Below are 19216 nucleotides of genomic sequence, written 5' to 3' on the forward strand. Positions count from 1 at the left end.
AGGTCAATCAAAGACGGAAAACATCATTTCGCCCTGGGCGGCCAATTGCCCATCGACTCTTGCTTCCCCTTGCATTTTAGCAATTTTATTCATCTTGAAGGATAATAATTCCACCGTCATGATTAATTGATCCCCCGGCACCACAGGACGACGAAAACGGGTTTTATCAATGCCAGCGAAGGCAAAAAATTTCCCTTTCATCCCGGGTAATTGGGTCAAAATCACTCCCCCGACTTGGGCCATGGATTCCACAATTAACACCCCCGGCATCAAGGGACGACTGGGAATATGACCGGGGAAAAAAGGCTCGTTAATCGTGACATTTTTTAGGCCAACGGCTTTTTTACCTGGTACATAGTCAATAATCCGATCAACTAGGGCAAAGGGATAACGATGGGGCAGTAGTTGGCGAATTTCCTCGACGGTAAAGGTAGTTTTTATGACTGGTTCCAACTCGGTTAAGGCTTCGGTAACGATGGTCATGCAAGTCAAAAATTACAAGTGAGATCAGACATTATCTCACAATCAGTTATCAGTTATAAGTGATCAGTTTACTGGAAACGGCTGACAGCCTTTTTAATTGGGCATTTCAGTTAAACGAGCATTTTGATAATAATGGCTGAGAATGCGGTCATAAGTCACCCCTTGGTCAGCGAGGGAAAAAGCGCCCCATTGACTTAAACCGATCCCATGACCGAAACCGCGACCATTAATGGCAAAAGTACCGTTATTAGCTGAAATCGTGAATAGGGTACTACGCAGCTCGAGTATTCGCCGTAATTGGGTATCAGAGATTAATTTAGAGCCTTGATCGCCCACTATACGCATTCTAATCACCCGTCCGTGGGGAGTGGTTCTTTCGGGAGATAGCGATCGCACACGACCGACACCACCGATTAAACGGCCTAATTCACTGGCGCTAAAGTTTTTTGACCATTGGAATACCGGGGCGACTTGGTCGTAATCGACGACACCGCGCAGGTAGGGTAAGGGGGAATTCCAAACATCCTCGACATTTTCCGTATGACCCCCGGAGGAGGAGTGAAACACCGCTAGAATCGGTTTGCCGTTGAAGCTCATAATTTGTCCGGCGGTGGCCTTAACTGCCTCGTGGGTGCTAGTAAACTCGCTTTCTAGACCCTTATAAACTTGGGTGCGGGTGGTAGTATCGAGATCGTAGATGCGATTGCCGGAAGTCTTCATTTGGTAGAGGGCATAGGTACGCGCCGCCACGGATTGGGCTTTTAAGGCCTCTTGCGGCCAGGAGGGAATCGCCTCCGCACCGACGACACTATAGAGATATTCCTCTAAATCGACTAAATTTAGGGCTGTCACCCCAGAACCCTGCCGAATGATCCTTGTTCGTCCTCGATACCAGCGATCATTAATCCAGACGTAACCATCATTCTCCGGTTCGATGATCAATTGACTGGCCTGCCAATCGGCCAAACCCACCGCTTTTCCTCTGGGATTAGCATTGAGGGCATTCATGGCGGTCAATTCTCCTAGGACTCTCCCGGCCCCATCTTTCACCACAGCATCGGTGGAACTGCCCACGGAGACGGCACTAACACCTTTACTGATGGCAATGCGTAACTCGACAGCAGCTTGGACTGGAGCGATAATCAAAGCCCAAAAAACTAGGATGAGCCAACTATGAGCAGGCAGGCGCTGCAGGCAACTACCCAGCAGCCTTGCTGTGTGTTTATTGGTCATGGGGATCGGACTCCTCACACAATCGATCGATAATCAATTTTACCCGGACTGGGATTTTTTGGCTACTCTGGTTCGGAAAAATTTTTCCCCTGTCACTTTTTCCCGATTGTCTGAGAATTTTTCTATCCTCTGGCCCCTGAATGGGGAAATTGCCTTATTTTGTACCATTAATCGGGATTTATTCGGTTTAGTCGATTATTCTAAGTAGGGAGGCGTTAAAAATTATCATATTTCCCCCCTTATCAAGGGGGGATTAAGGGGGGATTAAGGGTAGGGTTGATTCATGAATCAACCCTACTATGAATAAACCCTAGGATTAAGGGGGGATCAAAGACAAAATCTATCTTCAAATTATAACCACTTACTTAAGTAGTCCAGCAAAATTAATTTCCTAGGTTCGAGTGGACAATCGCCAATTCTTGCCGCCAAACTAGCAGGGATTTCTCCCAAGCTAGTTCCCATTTTTGCGCTAAAAAAGGTCGAGTATTTTTGCCCAAATTATAGGCGAGGACAATCTCTTTCCAGAGAGAATGTAAGGAAAGTGGCGAAGAAAATAAAGCTCCCAATAATCCCCCTAAAAGTAGTACAATAGCTAGAGGGCGACGAGTTTGACTTAATTCAAAAGCTTTCAGCTGCAATTCTCCCATGCCATCGACACCAAAACCTGTTACTATATGCCAGATATCGTGAGTTTGCCGTAGGCGAAGCAGCAGATAATCTGTATCAGAATTGACCTGAATAGACCGATAAAAATTAGGATCAAAATTGAGACTAATTAGGTGAGTAGCATAATGATAACCCAGGGAATCTTCAGGGAGTTTTAGCAGGGTTTCTAAACAGGGACTAGCGGCTAGATATCTTTGGGCAATCATTTGGGCGGTAGCTCGATCGCTTTTAACATATTGTAAAGATAATCGCTGTAACCAACTCTCTTTTAAGCCATCTTCAATATCATATACAGACATCGTATTACCGGGATTTTGTAAAAGAGAAATTATTCCTTTGGTCACACTGATTAGATTAGTTATGAATAGCATATAAACTCTCCTAAGCAAGTAAAAAGAGTGAGAATAATCGAAAAAACTGATAACCAATAACTGGGAAAAACTACTCCTTATAGGGATCGTACTGACTCAATATCCGTTCTAACTTTGCTTCGTCAATGCGATTAATTAAGCGTTTAGATTCTTCGATATCGCGGACAGTTTTTGATAAATTAATGGTGGAACCGACGGTAAATAGTAAACCCATGCCTAAATAACCTTTAATCCACGCATCTACTGGTAGATAAATAACTCCTAAAGAAGTGGCAGAAATAGAGACAATAAAAGATAACCAAGTTTGAAAAATCCACGCTTGAGTATGACTGGGAGCAGTACCGTATTTTTTATCGTTCATAATCGTCTCCTAAATGTTTCTACACCCATTCTGTCTCTTCTAGAGGTGCAACAACAATGAGCGCTATCTAGTAGGGGGAGGGTTGAGAACTGGGGTGAAGTGGGGTGAAGTATGGTGAAGTATCAAGTATAATCGTTGTCAGAATCTAGGACCAAAAAGATGGAGAGCAAACACCTGAAAATTTGGTATTCTTGGGAAAAACAAGAACAAATGATCGAGCGCTTGGTGGGGAGAGTGGGATTAACCCGGGTACGTGCCACTTGTTTTCTGCGTCTCTGGATTTATGCGATCGCCAAGGAAGGACAGGCAAAACCCCCTTTATCCCAGTTAATTTTTCCCACCACTGCCATTATCTGTACCCATCGGCAAGCATCGGATTTATTTTATCAGGATCAGGACCAGGGCAGCGATCGCTCTGCCGGTATGATGTTAGATAAATTAGCAGCCCTTGGTTTAATTGAAAAAATTTTTGACGGCAACACAACCAGAATTAAAATCAAGCCAATTACGGGGATTTTAGAGCCTGATAGCTCGGAATCATCTGTAGAATTGCAATTAGATCAATTTAATCCCCGTTGTGATGCGATTCCTGTGGCTAACTTGCTGACACGCAATTATAACTGGATGAATCGCAATGCTGAAGCAATTCCCCATCGCATTTCTCGTCTGTTGCGGGGTTGGTCAAAAGATTACACCACAGGTATGCGAGTTTTGCGTCGGGTAGATAATCTTAATCCCGTCGGTTTTTATCTCCTCTATCCCACCGCAAACGAGTCGGAAGCGAATTTTTTTACCTCTCCTAACAAGAGTTTACATCTAAGTGCGATCAACGAACAGGATCCTTTTAAAATGGCATCTGTGGGAGATGAAAATTGTCTTTCGGTATTTATTCGCAGTTGGATGATTGATGCTAATTATTTAGAAAAATATCGTTTAATCTTCCTGCAAGATGCCCAAAAAACTCTCCAGAGAATGACCTTAGATTTTCCTAATCTCTGCGATTTACATACTTTGATTATTCATCCCGATTATGAGAAATTAGCCGCCGCCTTGGGATTTCAAAAAACTATTCAGGAATCCCCAAACTCTATTTATTGGATGTATTTAGGACTCGATCGCTTTTTATCCCTAGATATGAGTGCAATTCAATTTTAATCGGGAGTGGGGAAATTATGAATTATGAATTATGAATTATGAATTGGGGAGTGGGGAGTAGGGGGAAAAAATCCATAACTGGGTTTTTAAAGTTCGATCGAGAGTTAAGTAGGTAGGCGTTAAAAATTATCAGATGCCCCCCTTATCAAGGGGGGATTAAGGGGGGATCGGCACTCCCCTTATCAAGGGGGGATTAAGGGGGGATCGGCACTCCCCTTATCAAGGGGGGATTAAGGGGGGATCAAGGACAAAATCTATCTTCAATTTAATTAGAACCACTTACTTACAAGCAGCTAAAATGGCTCTCCCAGCTTTGGTGGGTAAAATGTATTCTAAGATACATTTCTCAAGAGCGAGGGGGTGGAACGAACCACAAAGACACAAAGGACACAAAGATCGATCGATCCTATGTCAATTAAACTTATCACACAGAACCTAGAAGAGCCCTAAAATTTGTCTTATCATGGCGAGGAGGAAGAATATTCTCGCCGGTGAAAAGAAGTCGAATTAATTTTCTACAAATCTTTAGACACACATTCCGCAATCTCAAATCGAAAATCTCAAATCTAAAATAGGCTTATGTGGAATTCTATAATACAATTCTATCAAACTAATAAAGACTGGATTGACAATCTCCTCTCCGGTGCATTAGTGACTGTTGTTCTGGCAATAATCAGTTTCATTTGGTGGTATCGAGAGCAAAAACGAAAAGTCCGAATCATTGAACCGTCCTTACCCTTTACGAAAATTGCCCCCAATAGCAATGTAATCCCGATTATCTACAAAAGGGATGAAAAGGATAAATCTCCTTTAGCGGATCATAATATTATTTACCAACACCGAATGGCTGACCGAAACTTTACTAACGAACTTCTGCAAAATCTGGAGGAAAATCGCTGGTTAATTATTCTCGGACCCAAAGGAATCGGCAAAACTAGAGAAGCTGCTGAAGTAGCGCAACGCTTGAATCATGAAGGCTGGACGGTATTAGTATTAAAATTAGGAGAATGGTTAGAGCGACCTGAAAATAACCAATTAGAGGCGATCGGAACAGATAGAAAATTACTATTTTTCCTCGATGATCTTAACTCATATACGCGCCGCAGTTTGGAAATAGACCAAAATCCCCAAGCAAAAGATAGTCCTCTTGCGGCAATTAATATTCCCTTACAAGAACGACTATTAAAAACCCTAGAAGCTTATGAAACCCATTGTACTCGTCCCGAAGAAGTGCGAGTAATTGCCACTGCGAGAGATGAAAAAGAACCCGAATTACCGGGACAACCGAGTGAATGGGATAAGTTACAGTGGAATAAATACCCAAAACTGTGGAACCGTTTTCACTTGGTAGAATTGCCATCACCGGAAGACGGTGCAATTGTCGAATTATTGCAGGATACTATCCCGCAAACCAACATTAAAGCCGAAACTGACTACAGCAGCATTGCTGCCTATAATGATTCTACCTTTCGCAATGTGGTAGAAAATCTGGTGCGCCTCGACAACCGACAATTATCCCTCAATCGTACCAACTATGAAGCTACTCTGCGAGGCAACTGGCAAAAACGTTATCAGGATGCAATTAACAGGGATACTCTGGCGAAATATATCTATGCTGCGGTGGATTTGTTGCGCCAGTGTAATGTTTCCTTAGAACCGTTCATTGTTGAACCCACTGCCAGATTTATCACCAAGGGAAATATTTGGCAAAAACTCTGGTATCGCTGGCAAATCAAGCAAAGTTTAGCTGATTTAATTGCCAGAGAAAACATTTTAGAACCTCGCGACGGACAAATTGAAGCCAAGGGAAAGCAGGTAGAATTAAATGACTATTTGCGTCCTCTAAAACAGTTAATTTGGCAGTTATTTAAACAAAAACCAGAGGAAATGTTGCCCTCTCTAGCAGGATTTACTCTTAAACTATATGAATTAAAACGCTATCGAGATGCCTTAAAAGGGTTCAACCGTCTAGTTAGTTTGCTACCTCAATGGGAAGACGGTTGGTTTTATCAAGGTACTACTTTTGATTATCTCGAACAATACCAAGAAGCGATCGCATCCTACGATCGAGCTTTAGAATTTAAACCCGATTACCATGAAGCTTGGTACAACCGAGGGATTGCGTTAGGTAATTTAGGCAGATTTGCAGAAGCGATCGCATCCTACGATCGAGCTTTAGAAATTAAACCCGATTTCCATGAAGCTTGGTACAACCGAGGGATTGCGTTAGGTAATTTAGGCAGGTTTGAAAAAGCGATCGCATCCTTTGATCGAGCTTTAGAAATTAAACCCGATGACCATGATGCTTGGAACTACCGAGGGTTTGCGTTAGCTAATTTAGGCAGATTTGAACAAGCGATCGCATCCTATGATCGAGCTTTAGAATTTAAACCCGATGACCCTGAAGCTTGGAACAACCGAGGGAATGCGTTAGCTAATTTAGGCAGATTGGAAGAAGCGATCGCATCCTGCGATCGAGCTTTAGAAATTAAACCCGATTTGCATAAAGCTTGGGATAGTCGAGGAGCTGCTTTAACTTTTATGGGACGATATAAAGATGCATTAGAATCCTATGATCATGCTATTAAAATTAATTCAAATTATGCTAATGCTTACTACAATAAAGCTTGCTGTTATGGCTTACAAAATAATGTGGAGTTAGCTATCGAAAACTTACAAAGCGCCATCAATCTTGATGTCAAATATCAGGATATGGCAAAAACGGATAAGGATTTTGAGCAGATTCGGGGAGATGAGCGGTTTCAGAGTTTCCTAAATCGAGTATAATAATATATATTTGTATTTTAGCTAAGGAGATATTCTATGACTAACACCTACACAGCTATCATTCAGCCAGACGGAGATTGGTGGATTGGTTGGATAGAAGAAATTCCGGGAGTTAACTGTCAAGAAGCATCTCGTGATCAGTTATTAGAAAGCCTAAAAATTACTCTTAGTGAAGCATTAGAATTGAATAAACAGGAAGCAATTTCCGCTACTAGGGGAAACTACCAAGAAGAGAAAATTGTTGTATGAAACGCAAACAGTTTATCGATCACGTCCTGTAGGGGCGAAGCATTCGGATAGGAAATCTACGGTTTCAGCGATAAGTTATTGCCCGAATCTTCGCCCGTACTTTTTCAGCAAGTCCTAGCCATTCTTGGTGGTTTAACCCCCAATTAAATAAAAGATCTGCGATTCCAAGACATACCGGAGTGATAATTATCACAATTGGTCAATTCAGCAATGGGAAAAAGTTGCCAAACCTTTATTAACTTGTGAGGCAGTTATCACTGAATCCTGTTTTATTTTGTGAAGTAAATAAAGAGAGAAAATTATTCATGTCAAACAAAACTATTGATCTCAATCAAGTACAGTTAACTTTACAAGAACTACTTGCCTTAATAAAGGTAGATACTGAAATTATTATAACCGAAGGAAACAAGCCTGTAGCTCGTCTAATTCCTTGGGGAGATACTGAAAAAACAACGTCTGAAACTCCTTCTCCTAAGTTACGACAACCAGGACTACACGCTGGAAAAATTGGGACTAGCGAAGATTTTGATGAGCCACTTCCTGAAGAATTTTGGACAGGTGAATCATGAAATTTCTTTTAGATACCCATACATTTATTTGGTGGGATAGCGAACCAGAAAAACTCTCTCAAAGAGCTTTAGAACTGTGTAGAGATCCTAGTAATACGCTATTACTTAGTATTACAAGTATTTGGGAAATGCAAATCAAACTACAACTAGGTAAACTATCACTCAAGATACCTTTAGCAGAAATGATTAATACTCAGCAGGAAACTAACCAAATTGGACTTTTATCAATTACAGTCAGCCACGTTTTAGCTTTAAATACTTTACCTAACATCCATAAAGATCCATTTGACCGCTTGTTAGTTGCTCAAGCTAATCTTGAAAATGCTAGACTGATTAGCCATGATTCAATATTAGCAAAATATCCTGTTCAGATAGATTGGTAGATAGGACTTGCTGAATAAATGTTAAATATAGACGAGGTAAGAGTTTTAGGGTTCTGTTTTGCTCTCACAGGTGCAAGATTTTGAGAGAATCGTCGTTCAAAACCTTGCGTCTTCATCGGCCCGCGTCCTGTAGGGGCGAAGCATTCGGACAATAACCTATCGGTGAAACCGTAGATTTTCTATCCGAATGCTTCGCCCGTACTTTTTCAGCAAGTCCTAGCCATTCTTGGTGGTTTAACCCCCAATTAAATAAAAGATCTGCGATTCCAAGACATACGGAAATTAGGGATATTCTCGCTAATAAAATCTGCAAAGATATCGGAATACCACTAATAAAATAAATCGTTCATCAGTCTTGATGTCAAATATCAGGATCTGGCAAAAACAGATAAAAATTTTGAGTAGATTCGGCGAGATAATCGGTTAAGTTAAGTAAATAAAAAAAGAGATAACTATCTATGTCGAAAGCAATCCCATCATCAGAGTTAGGGTATAATAACTCTTAAGTCACAACTTTCTATCCTAATCAGGAGACCGATTGCTATGACACTGGCAAATACCCAGCTAAAAATCGAAAATCTCGCTCATTATATCATAAAAATCACAAAAAATACTTAATTTAATAAGACAACTAAATAATTGTTTAATCGGTAATTCTTGAGGAAATCTAAAATCAGAACCCAACCGGCAAAAAAAGTGAGAGAATAAAAACATAGTTCAGAGAGTAGAGGCTGTCAAGACAAGCTTTCCAGTCGTAAAATCCACAATTCCTGCCGGGTGAGGGCTGATAACTAACTTTCAAAAAAGCAGAATTCAATTTAGTAGAAAAAAATCGCAACAATCTGTCAATCTACTGAAAAAAGAGAGAAAACTTATGTTTTGTGAACAATGCGAACAAACCGCTAGTGGTAATGGTTGTCATCAGTGGGGAGCCTGTGGAAAAAGTCCCGAAGTCAACGCCGTTCAAGACTTATTAGTTTATTGTTTGCGGGGATTAGCATCGGTGGTTTTAAAAGCCAAAGAAGCGGCAATATCTACTCGCGAAGCCGATATTTTTACCTGCGAGTCGCTTTTCGCCACCATGACCAATGTGAACTTTGATCAAAGACGTTTTACCGATTATATTCAGCGTTGTTTAGAGATTCGGGAAAATTTAAAAGCACAATTGGGATCGCTGGACTGGTCTGCACTTGCTAACTATCAGCCTAATTTTAATGAGAGCCTAGTCAGTCAAGGTCAAGAAGTATCCTTAGAACTAATTGAAAAAGTACAAGACCTCGATATTTTTTCCCTAAAGTTAACCGCTATCTACGGAGTTAAAGGTCTTGCTTCCTATACTTTCCACGCTCAGGAATTAGGTCAAGAGGATGACTCAGTTTATCAGGTTATCCAAGAGACTTTAGCGGCAATTGATCGCAGTGATTTAAACCTGAATGATTGGGTGGCAATCTGTCTAAAAGTTGGGGAAGCAAACCTGCGAGCCATGGAATTATTAGATCAAGGTCATACCGAAACCTACGGTCATCCCATACCGACAAATGTTCCCTTAAATCCACGTTTAGGTAAAGCCATTTTAGTCTCCGGCCATGATATTAAACAATTAGCGGCTTTACTGGCACAAACTGCCAATACTGGGATAACAGTCTATACCCACGGAGAATTATTACCTGCCCACGGTTATCCAAAACTCAAAGAAAAATATCCCCATCTCTACGGTCATTATGGCACCGCCTGGCAAAATCAAACTAAAGAATTTGCTAAGTTTCCGGGGGCAATAGTTTTAACTACTAATTGTCTCATGCCCCCCCACGAAAACTATGAAAGTAAACTCTTTACCCTCGGACCTGTGGGTTATGCCCATATTAACCGCTTAGAAACAGTGGACGGTGCGATCGATTTTAGTCCCGTGATTGCTAAAGCGCAATCATTGCCCGGATTTACTGAAATAAGCGAACCTCGGCAGGTAATGGTGGGATTTGCCCACAATACCGTTCTCAGTGTCGCTGATACGGTGGTTAATGCCCTTAAACAGGGTAAAATCCGTCACTTCTTCCTAGTTGGCGGCTGCGATGGGGCAAAACCCGATCGCAATTACTACACCGAATTTGTGGAACAAGTCCCCGAAGATTGCATCGTTTTAACCCTTGCCTGTGGAAAATTCCGCTTTTTCGACAAACAATTAGGTAGCATCGAAGGATTACCCCGGCTGATGGACGTGGGACAATGTAACGATGCCTATAGTGCCATCAAAATCGCCCTAGGATTAGCCAACGCTTTTAACGTTAGCGTCAACGAGATTCCCCTCTCCCTAATTATCTCTTGGTACGAACAAAAAGCGATCGCTGTACTGCTCACCCTGCTACATCTAGGGATGCAAAATATCCGTCTGGGACCAACTTTACCGGCATTTATCTCCCCCAACGTCCTCAAATTCCTCTCCGATACCTATCACCTGCAGCCGATTACTACCCCCGCAAAAGACTTAGCCGATTGTCTAGGTTAAAACTTTCTGTAAAAATCCCACCCTTGGCCACAAACCGTGGCCTATGGGAAGGAGAGGGATATTATCCTCAAGGAGAATAATTTTTATGTCCGTAATCACTTTAAGCATTGATGGTAAAGATGTAGCGATCGAAGCGGGTTCGCGAGTTCTCGCAGCCGCTAGTCAGGTAGGAATAAAAATTCCCGCTCTCTGTCATCTCGATGGGGTTTCTGAAGTGGCCGCCTGTCGCTTATGTTTGGTAGAAGTTGAAGGTATTAATAAATTATTACCCGCCTGTGTAACGGAAGTGGCGGAAGGAATGGTGGTCCATACCGATACCCCAAAACTGAAAGAATATCGCCGCATGACGGTGGAATTATTATTCGCTGAAGGCAATCACGTTTGTGCGGTTTGTGTGGCTAATGGTAACTGTGAATTACAAGATTTAGCCATCGAAGTGGGTATGGATCATAGTCGTTTTCCCTACCGTTTTCCCAAGCGAGAAGTCGATATTTCCCATCATCTTTTTGGTATCGATCATAATCGTTGTGTTCTCTGTACCCGTTGTGTGCGAGTCTGTGATGAAATTGAAGGGGCGCACGTTTGGGATCTGGCTTATCGCGGCGAAAAAGATAAAATTATTGCGGGAATGGATCAGCCTTGGGGCAGCGTTTCCGCCTGTACTTCCTGCGGCAAATGTGTTGCCGCTTGTCCAACGGGGGCCATATTCCGCAAGGGTTCCGCCGTTTCCGAAAAAGAGGAAGATCGATCGAAGTTGGAATTTTTAGTTAACGCCAGGACTGAACACCAATGGACGCGTTAGCGAAAAATGGTAGATTCTCAAAACGCTCGTTGGGGACATCTAAGTATTTATGCCAAGTATCTGCGGGCGGAAATGGCTCTGTATGACGAGATTATGGGGATGAATGAAGATATTCGCTTGATTTCCGATTACTGCGGTATTTCTGCTCGGGAAACTCAACGAGCAAAGGACTACGCTTTCGGTAGCGGTGTCAGTCAGTATGAATTTTGGCCTAGTATTGATATGGCAAAGGCGTGGTTGAGGATGGCGCGAGGACAGGGAAAGGTGATTGATCGTGTCTTTTTAGAACACGAAATCTTAGAATCGGATTTAGTGATTAATCAGGGTATGAATCAGCCTTCTGCTCACGAAATCGCTCAAGCTCAATATGGTTGGTCCACCCTACTGCGTCAAGCGAATCAATAATGTTATGAATGATACAAATCTCGAACAGATCTTTCTGCAAGCCTTGGATCGCTGTCTATCCCTGCTGGATTATCAATCTCAACCAACCAATTTAGCTTGGTCCGCGATCGAACTTTTCGCCGAAGTTGGGCGATTTCCCCAGATGCTTCGCCAATTCTGTGATCAATACCGAGAGCGTGTGGCGGCCGCAGATCGGGCGATCGAGGATTACGCCAGTAGTGTGGATAATTGGACAGTCAAGGGGACTATTTTCGGGGCGCAGGATCAATGTAATATCTTGCATTTTTTTCTCAATGTCCACACGAAAAATTTTAAGTTTTTTAGAGGTGAAAATTGGACACCACAGCTAATCTGTGAATTTTTGCAAGAATGGAAGGGGATCGATCTTTTTTCTTTAATTGCAGATAATCAGGAACTTGTCGAGACAGGCAAAAACCCGCCCCTCGGTAAACAGCCGCTTTTCTATTAGCTAGTAATCACTATTGCCAAAACCTAACAAACAAGGAATTAAAATTATGAGTAAAATTCGCTTCGCTACTGTCTGGTTAGCTGGTTGTTCGGGATGCCATATGTCCTTCCTCGATTTGGATGAATGGCTGTTAGAATTAGCCGAAAAAGTTGACGTGGTGTATAGTCCCGTCGGCTGCGATCTGAAAACCTATCCAGAAAATGTCGATGTCTGTTTAGTGGAAGGAGCGATCGCTAATCAGGATAATTTAGAACTAATTCATCTAGTCCGCCAAAATACCAAAACCGTCGTTTCTTTTGGTGATTGCGCCGTGACTGCTAACGTTCCCGCTATGCGGAATATGTTAGGAACTGCCGATCCCGTGCTAAAAAGGGCTTATTTAGAGTTAGGAGATAACACACCTCAACTACCAGAAGAACCCGGTATCGTTCCCGAATTATTAGATCAAGTGCTGCCCGTCCATCAAGTCATTCCCATCGATATTTTTATGCCGGGATGTCCCCCCGATGCGGACAGAATTCGCGAGACATTGATTCCCATTTTAAAAGGGGAATTACCCGTGATGGCAGGACGAGAAATGATTAAATTTGGTTAATTGAATCAGTTATCAGTTATCAGTTATCAGTTATCAGTTATAAGATTTGAGTTTTAAGTTTTGAGTGAGCAGTATGTATTAAGTGAGCCTCATCAAATGCCAGTTTGCTGCTGTCTTTTCGCTGATTATTGATTACTGTTTACTGATTACTGATTGGGTGCATCTCACATTTGTAGAAATACCGACAATCAGCAATTATCAGTGACTCCTAAATTATTACAGATGTGTCAGCAGCCGCGTGTAAGCATCCCACCGAAAAACTAATGCGCGGGGGGTTTGGGGGCGGCGCCACGCCCCCAACGGGGGGTTTGGGGGGTAGAACCCCCCAAAAGCTTGGATTGAGTAATCAGATCTGAAGTAATACTAAATCCCTTGAGTAACATATCAGGAGAGGCACTCATGCAAAACGGAGAATAAATAATCAGTTTTTAATAACTGGATTTAGTATTACTGTTTACTGATCACTGAACATCTAAATCAAGTTAAAATATCCGCTCCTAACATCCGTTGATATTTAGCTTCTAAGGCTTGTTTCAAATTGGGCAAAGTGATTAAATGGGGATCATCTAACATAACTTTTTCGGCGGCATCTCTTGCCAAAACTAACACCTCTTGATCCTCGACTAAACTAGCGAGGGCAAAATCTGGTAAACCCGATTGTCGTTGTCCTAAAACTTCCCCCGGACCGCGAAATCGCATATCCATTTCCGAGATAAAAAAGCCGTCTTGGGATTGTTCCAAAACCGTCAATCTTTGACGGGAATTAGCACTATTAGTCCCACTTAAAAGTAAACAGTAGGATTGATGGGAACCTCTGCCCACGCGCCCCCGTAATTGATGCAATTGTGAAAGGCCAAAACGTTCGGCATTTTCAATTAACATCACCGTGGCATTGGGAACATCCACCCCCACTTCAATAACCGTAGTTGAGACAATAATTTGCAGAATATTATCGCGAAAAGCTGTTAAGATTTCCTCTTTTTCGGCGGAACTCATGCGACCATGGAGTAAACCGATATTAAAATTGGGAAAAATCTTTTCTGATAAATTTTGATATTCTTCCACCGCAGCCCTCACATCTAATTTTTCCGATTCTTCAATCAAGGGAAAAATCACATAAGCTTGTCTGCCTTGAGCAATTTCACGGCGAATTAAATCATAGGCAGCCCTTCTTTGATTCCCATTTAAAGCGGTGGTTTGAATCGGTTGTCTGCCGGGGGGTAATTCGTCAATTTGACTCACATCCAAATCCCCATGCAGGGTTAAAGCTAAAGTACGGGGAATCGGTGTTGCTGTCATGGTTAAAACGTGGGGAGACTCTCCTTTGCTTAATAATCTTGCCCTTTGTTGTACCCCAAAGCGATGCTGTTCATCAATAACAACTAAACCTAATTTGCGGAAATTAACTGCATCTTGAATTAGGGCATGAGTTCCCACTAAAAGTGGTAATTCTCCTGTCTCTAATTGGGCGTGAATTTCTCGCCGTTTAGCGGTTTTTGTGGAACCAGTTAATAATTCTACGGGTAAATGTAAGAGATTAAACCAGCTAACTAACTTACGATAATGTTGTTCTGCTAAAACTTCCGTGGGAGCCATTAATGCCGCTTGATAACCAGATTGTAGGGCTGCTAAAATAGCATAAACTCCGACAATTGTTTTGCCAGAACCCACATCCCCCTGCACAAGACGATTCATCGGGGTGCTAGAATCTAAATCCTCTAAAATTTCTTCAATAACTCGTTTTTGAGCATTAGTTAATTGAAAGGGAATTATCTGATTAAATCGATCAATTAATTGACCCTTAGCACTAAACACAGCACTTTTCTGTGTCTGACGATACTGTTGCCGCCGCCGCAGAAAACCCAATTGTAAAAAGAAGAATTCATCAAAGACTAATCGCCGTCGCGCTTGACTTAGAATCTCGGCATTATTAGGGAAATGAATGTTAGTAATTGCTGTTTTTAAATCGATTAATCCGTATTGTTTTCTTAGACCGAAAGGCAAGGGATCTTTTATCGCCTCTACTGCCCCAAAAGCGGCGACTACAGCCTTTCTAATTAGGTCGGCGGGTACTCCATCGGTGAGGGGATAAACTGGCAGAATACGCCCGATGTTTAAGGACTCAATACTTGCCCCAGAACTGTCTAATAATTCAAATTCAGGATTTTCTAAAGTTAACCCATATTTACCCGCTTTGACCAAACCACTAACCGCCACCACCGAACCGACCAGATAGAGTTTTTTTTGTCCTTCTTGCCAAGCACGATTAGTATAGCGAGTTCCCGCATAAAAACGGTTTAATTTTATCTGTCCAGTGCGATCCTGTAAGAGCAATTCAAAGATAGCTAACTTGGTATTTTTGGGGCTAGTAAAACAATTACAGCGCTTGACATTCCCCACTAAAGTTACCGTTTCCCCCTCGGTTAAATTAGCGATATTGACTTGACGACTGTAATCAATATGATCCCGGGGATAATAATATAATAAATCTTCAACTTTGTGGAGGTTTAATCTTTCTAAAAGACCAGCTTTTCTCTCTCCCACTTCCGCTAGATATTTCAAGGGTTGTTCGAGGGTAACTTGCCGTGGAGAATTAGCCTTTGCCGTGATGGGAGTAGTATTAATAATTTTCGCCGCGGCTGGTTCTTTTGGGGTGGGGGTTGCTTCTAAAGTTTGCCGTAATTGTTGCAAAAAATTGCGAGTTTCGGCGACTAATTTTTGTCTTTCTCTGGGATTAAATTGGGGATATTGGGCAAATTTTTGGGCTAATTCTCGCCAGCGATTTCTCTCACTGGTGGCAATTCCCACGGGAGGATTATCCCCGAAACTAAGACACAAAAACTCGCTAAAACGGTATTGATTTCCCTGAAGATCAGGATAACCTTTTTCCGCTTCTACAGATAAGGCTTTTTGTAATCTCACCCAGTCGGGTATTTCCCCTTTCATAATTGCCTCTTGACTCCAAATTTCCCAGTATTATGCTTCCCTGATACCCCTGTTTGATGATAACTGATTAATCGTACCAACTACTGCGCCATGCCGCTTCCGCTTGAGCGATAGTATATTCTTTGCGAATACGATGATATTGTTCCCCTAGACGATGTAATTGTTCCCAAAGGGAGCGAATTTGATTTCTTTCGACACTTAAGCGCGTATCAGCAAATTCCAGTTCAGCCATTCGTAGATGAATCGCCGTTACTTTAGTGACTTTGCCACTTGAAAAATCATGATCATCCCCATCATCTTCATCTTCATCTTTTTCTTCCTCTGGTTCAGGGTTTTTAGCTTCCACTAGAATGTTTAACATATTATTTCCTCCACCTAGGGATTGTCCTTCTTCTCCCGCTTGAATTGCCATATCGATAATTTGACTGGGTAGATGAGGGGGAAGAATATAAGCTTTTTGTAGTTGCTGATTAATTTGTTTAGAGAGATGATTGAGAATCTCGATACAGTTTTTTTCCAGCACTCGACAACAATGGAGTAAAATATCGGGGTTATTAATCTCTCCAGTTGCGGCTAGATTTTCCCGTTTGTCTAGAAAAAGTTTCAAGAAATCTGGGGTATTTTTCGTCTCTGCTGGACTTTTAGAGAATCCTACCCCTGAAAATGCTCCTCGATCGAAGCTCTGCTCGCCCAATTGCTGTAAACTGGCTTTAGCCTCTTGTCCTAGAGCTTTGATCTCCTCTTGTAGTTTCTGACGATTGCTGTGGGAGAGGGCCAGAAATTCCCCCCCATAGTAACGGGTACAGATATAATACACTGCCCCGATCGCCTGTTTATAGAGAGATTCACCGAGTAAATCAAGATAAATTCGGTATTTTTCTCGCATTCTTTCGGCTAAATTTGCCACTTCCGTTTCTATGTTCTTTAAATCTTGTTGTAGCTTGTTCAGTCTTCCAGTCATAGAAATTTTACCGAGGGAGAAGTTAGCGATCGGCGAATTCTATTATAGCGACTCACTGTCAGCTATAGCGCCCTGACATGGGGGAGATGTTTAGACTCGATCGGTTGTCAGTTATTTTAGCTATTAGCTTTTTGCAGACCAGCTTTTAGCATTTGTTTTGGCAAAGATAACTGCTATAATCAGGCTAATTAGTAGGAAAACTCTCTATCTCTATATTTTTGCATAGTTTACACCACAAGTCCGGGCATGAAAACCGACAGTATTTTTTATGATCTTTTTCAATCTTATCCGTCAATTTTCTTTGAATTAATCAACCTTTCCCCCGGAGAAGCCGAGAATTACCGCTTTGATTCCGTCGAAATCAAGCAACTAGCTTTTCGTATTGATGGCGTATTTTTGCCCAATATTACCGATCCTAGCATTCCTATTTATTTCTGCGAGGTGCAATTTCAAGATGATCAGAATTTTTATGGCCGTTTCTTTGCTGAAATCTTCTTATATCTCAGTAAAACTGCTTTTAACAATGATTGGCGCGGGGTGGTCATTTATCCCCATCGTCGGGTAGAATCAGATCAGGTTGTACGTTATCAAGACTTATTGACATCTGGGAGAGTGACGCGAATCTATTTAGATGAACTAGATGATATTAATCAAGATTCCCTGGGTATTGCCACCATAAAATTAATTATTGCTAAAGAAAATCAAGCAGTGGCAACAGCCAAACAACTTATTGAACGAGTGCGAACTGAATTTACCCAACCGCAAAACTTCCTACAATTAATAGAAACGATCCTTATCTATAAATTACCACGTCTAAGTCGCCGGGAGATAGAAGCCATGTTTAGTTTAGATGAACTGAAACAAACCCGTTATTTTCAAGACGTTCGAGAAGAAGGTAAACTGGAAGGTAAACTGGAAGGTAAACTGGAATCTGTGCCGCGTTTATTGGCTTTAGGTTTAACGGTAGAACAAATTGCTCAAGCCTTGGACTTAACTGTAGAAAAAGTGCGAGAAATACCAGAAACCCATTAAGATAATCTAGCAGTAAGCTATGACAGTGTTTCTCATCAGGATAAAGTGTAACCTAATTTGCTATCGACCACCGACTCGACAAAACGACAACTTCGCACCTCACCATCAAGATAACTGCTGTACTTAAATTTATGACTAGCACTCCTTCAGCTTCTTTAAAATTTAAAAAAACAAAAATTACCGACACAAATATCACTCTCTCCCATGGCAGTGGTGGCCAAGCAATGCGGGATTTAATTAACGAGATATTCGTTAATAACTTCGATAATAACTTACTGGCAACCCTTGAAGATCAAGCCCGATTTGAGATTAAAGATTTAGCTAAAATAGGCGATCGCTTGGCATTTACCACCGATTCCTATGTGGTTTCTCCCCTATTCTTTCCGGGGGGTGATATTGGCAGTTTAGCAGTCAATGGAACCGTTAATGATTTGGCTGTCGGTGGGGCAATTCCTCTCTATCTCAGTTGTAGTTTTATCCTCGAAGAAGGTTTATCTATCGACACCCTAAAAACCATCGTTACCAGCATGAAAATAGCCGCCGACAAAGCAGCGGTAAAAATCGTCACCGGGGATACAAAAGTCGTTCCCAGGGGACAAGGGGATCAAATATTTATTAATACCTCTGGAGTGGGGGTAATTCCGGCCCGAATCCATTCCAGTGCTAATAATTTACAAGTTGGCGATCGCATTTTGATTAACGGTTTTCTGGGGGATCACGGCGCCGCCATTCTGATTGCCAGGGGCGAATTAGACCTGCAATGCACAATCGAAAGCGATTGTCAAGCCCTGAATTCTTTAATTTCTGCAATTCTGGCCGTTTGCCCAGAAGTTAAAGCGATGCGGGATGCCACTAGAGGCGGATTAGCCACAGTTTTAAACGAATTCGCCCAAAGTTCGGGGGTGGGAATACAGGTGCAGGAAACGGCGATCCCCATCCGGGAAGAAGTGCGCGGAATGTGCGAATTATTGGGCTTAGAACCGCTTTATCTGGCAAATGAGGGAAAATTAGTCCTTGTCGTGCCTCCGGAGGCAGAAAATCGCGTTTTAGCAGTGATGCGTTCCCATCCTGACGGTAAAAATGCCGCTTCTATCGGAGAAGTCGTCGCTTCTCCCCCCAATTTAGTTTACTTAAAAACCCCTTTCGGCACTAAAAGGATTCTCGATATGTTAGTCGGTGAACAATTACCGAGAATATGTTAATTAGACAGGAGACAGTTTTAAAGAAAAAAGTGAAAAGTAAAAAA

18 protein-coding genes are annotated in these 19216 nt (G+C 42.0%); 12 read left to right on the top strand and 6 right to left on the bottom strand.

Annotated features, from left to right (window positions below):
* Positions 1–3: 3 nt before the first annotated feature.
* The 4 genes from fabZ to IM475_RS09610 all read right to left on the bottom strand — a co-directional run bounded on the left by fabZ (position 4) and on the right by IM475_RS09610 (position 3114).
* Positions 4–483, bottom strand: coding sequence for a 3-hydroxyacyl-ACP dehydratase FabZ (gene fabZ, locus IM475_RS09595; RefSeq protein WP_002734156.1), 480 nt, complete (start codon positions 481–483; stop codon positions 4–6).
* 93 nt (positions 484–576) lie between these two features.
* Positions 577–1716, bottom strand: a complete 1140-nt coding sequence (locus IM475_RS09600; RefSeq protein WP_287727398.1) for a SpoIID/LytB domain-containing protein — start codon at positions 1714–1716, stop codon at positions 577–579.
* A gap of 383 nt (positions 1717–2099) precedes the next feature.
* Positions 2100–2753 carry a Coq4 family protein gene (locus IM475_RS09605; RefSeq protein WP_287727399.1) on the bottom strand — a complete coding sequence of 218 codons (654 nt, stop codon included), beginning with the start codon at positions 2751–2753 and terminating at the stop codon, positions 2100–2102.
* A 70-nt stretch (positions 2754–2823) separates the two neighbouring features.
* Positions 2824–3114, bottom strand: coding sequence for a YiaA/YiaB family inner membrane protein (locus IM475_RS09610; protein WP_008203804.1), 291 nt, complete (start codon positions 3112–3114; stop codon positions 2824–2826).
* 159 nt (positions 3115–3273) lie between these two features.
* Here IM475_RS09610 and IM475_RS09615 point away from each other — a divergent pair, with 159 nt between their 5' ends.
* From IM475_RS09615 to IM475_RS09660, 10 genes are all read left to right on the top strand, one after another.
* On the top strand, positions 3274–4269 hold the full coding sequence (locus tag IM475_RS09615; protein ID WP_287727400.1) for a hypothetical protein: 996 nt from the start codon (positions 3274–3276) through the stop codon (positions 4267–4269).
* A gap of 579 nt (positions 4270–4848) precedes the next feature.
* Positions 4849–7056, top strand: coding sequence for a tetratricopeptide repeat protein (locus IM475_RS09620; RefSeq protein WP_287727401.1), 2208 nt, complete (start codon positions 4849–4851; stop codon positions 7054–7056).
* Between the two features lie 36 nt (positions 7057–7092).
* Complete coding sequence (locus tag IM475_RS09625; RefSeq protein ID WP_002760549.1) at positions 7093–7305, top strand: hypothetical protein; 213 nt, start codon at positions 7093–7095, stop codon at positions 7303–7305.
* Between the two features lie 305 nt (positions 7306–7610).
* On the top strand, positions 7611–7874 hold the full coding sequence (locus IM475_RS09630; RefSeq protein WP_002796475.1) for a type II toxin-antitoxin system Phd/YefM family antitoxin: 264 nt from the start codon (positions 7611–7613) through the stop codon (positions 7872–7874).
* Positions 7871–8257, top strand: coding sequence for a type II toxin-antitoxin system VapC family toxin (locus tag IM475_RS09635; RefSeq protein ID WP_002734288.1), 387 nt, complete (start codon positions 7871–7873; stop codon positions 8255–8257). Before IM475_RS09630 ends, IM475_RS09635 begins: the two co-directional genes overlap by 4 nt.
* A gap of 874 nt (positions 8258–9131) precedes the next feature.
* Positions 9132–10760 (top strand): hydroxylamine reductase, encoded by a 1629-nt coding sequence (gene hcp, locus IM475_RS09640; RefSeq protein ID WP_287727402.1) that lies wholly within the window; start codon positions 9132–9134, stop codon positions 10758–10760.
* An 85-nt stretch (positions 10761–10845) separates the two neighbouring features.
* Positions 10846–11562 carry a bidirectional hydrogenase complex protein HoxU gene (hoxU, locus tag IM475_RS09645; protein WP_061430651.1) on the top strand — a complete coding sequence of 239 codons (717 nt, stop codon included), beginning with the start codon at positions 10846–10848 and terminating at the stop codon, positions 11560–11562.
* Between the two features lie 6 nt (positions 11563–11568).
* A complete protein-coding gene (locus tag IM475_RS09650) occupies positions 11569–11967 on the top strand; it encodes a hypothetical protein (RefSeq protein WP_287727403.1) in 399 nt (132 codons plus the stop codon).
* Positions 11968–11971: 4 nt separating this feature from the next.
* Positions 11972–12436: a hypothetical protein gene (locus IM475_RS09655; protein WP_228009545.1), complete on the top strand. Its 465-nt coding sequence runs from the start codon at positions 11972–11974 to the stop codon at positions 12434–12436.
* A 46-nt stretch (positions 12437–12482) separates the two neighbouring features.
* The gene (locus IM475_RS09660) at positions 12483–13031 is read left to right on the top strand and encodes an NADH-quinone oxidoreductase subunit B family protein (RefSeq protein WP_002740992.1); all 549 of its coding nucleotides are present in this window, start codon (positions 12483–12485) and stop codon (positions 13029–13031) included.
* 477 nt (positions 13032–13508) lie between these two features.
* On the opposite strand, the gene recG is transcribed toward IM475_RS09660, so the two are convergent.
* Positions 13509–15977 (bottom strand): ATP-dependent DNA helicase RecG, encoded by a 2469-nt coding sequence (gene recG / locus IM475_RS09665; RefSeq protein WP_287727404.1) that lies wholly within the window; start codon positions 15975–15977, stop codon positions 13509–13511.
* Positions 15978–16044: 67 nt separating this feature from the next.
* Positions 16045–16938, bottom strand: a complete 894-nt coding sequence (locus IM475_RS09670; protein WP_287727405.1) for a hypothetical protein — start codon at positions 16936–16938, stop codon at positions 16045–16047.
* Between the two features lie 246 nt (positions 16939–17184).
* Between IM475_RS09670 and IM475_RS09675 the strand changes: the two genes are divergently transcribed.
* A complete protein-coding gene (locus tag IM475_RS09675) occupies positions 17185–17970 on the top strand; it encodes an Rpn family recombination-promoting nuclease/putative transposase (protein WP_287660394.1) in 786 nt (261 codons plus the stop codon).
* A 131-nt stretch (positions 17971–18101) separates the two neighbouring features.
* The gene (hypE, locus tag IM475_RS09680) at positions 18102–19172 is read left to right on the top strand and encodes a hydrogenase expression/formation protein HypE (RefSeq protein ID WP_287727406.1); all 1071 of its coding nucleotides are present in this window, start codon (positions 18102–18104) and stop codon (positions 19170–19172) included.
* Positions 19173–19216 lie beyond the last annotated feature (44 nt).

The organism is Microcystis sp. M061S2 (assembly GCF_020245605.1).
Lineage (GTDB): Bacteria > Cyanobacteriota > Cyanobacteriia > Cyanobacteriales > Microcystaceae > Microcystis.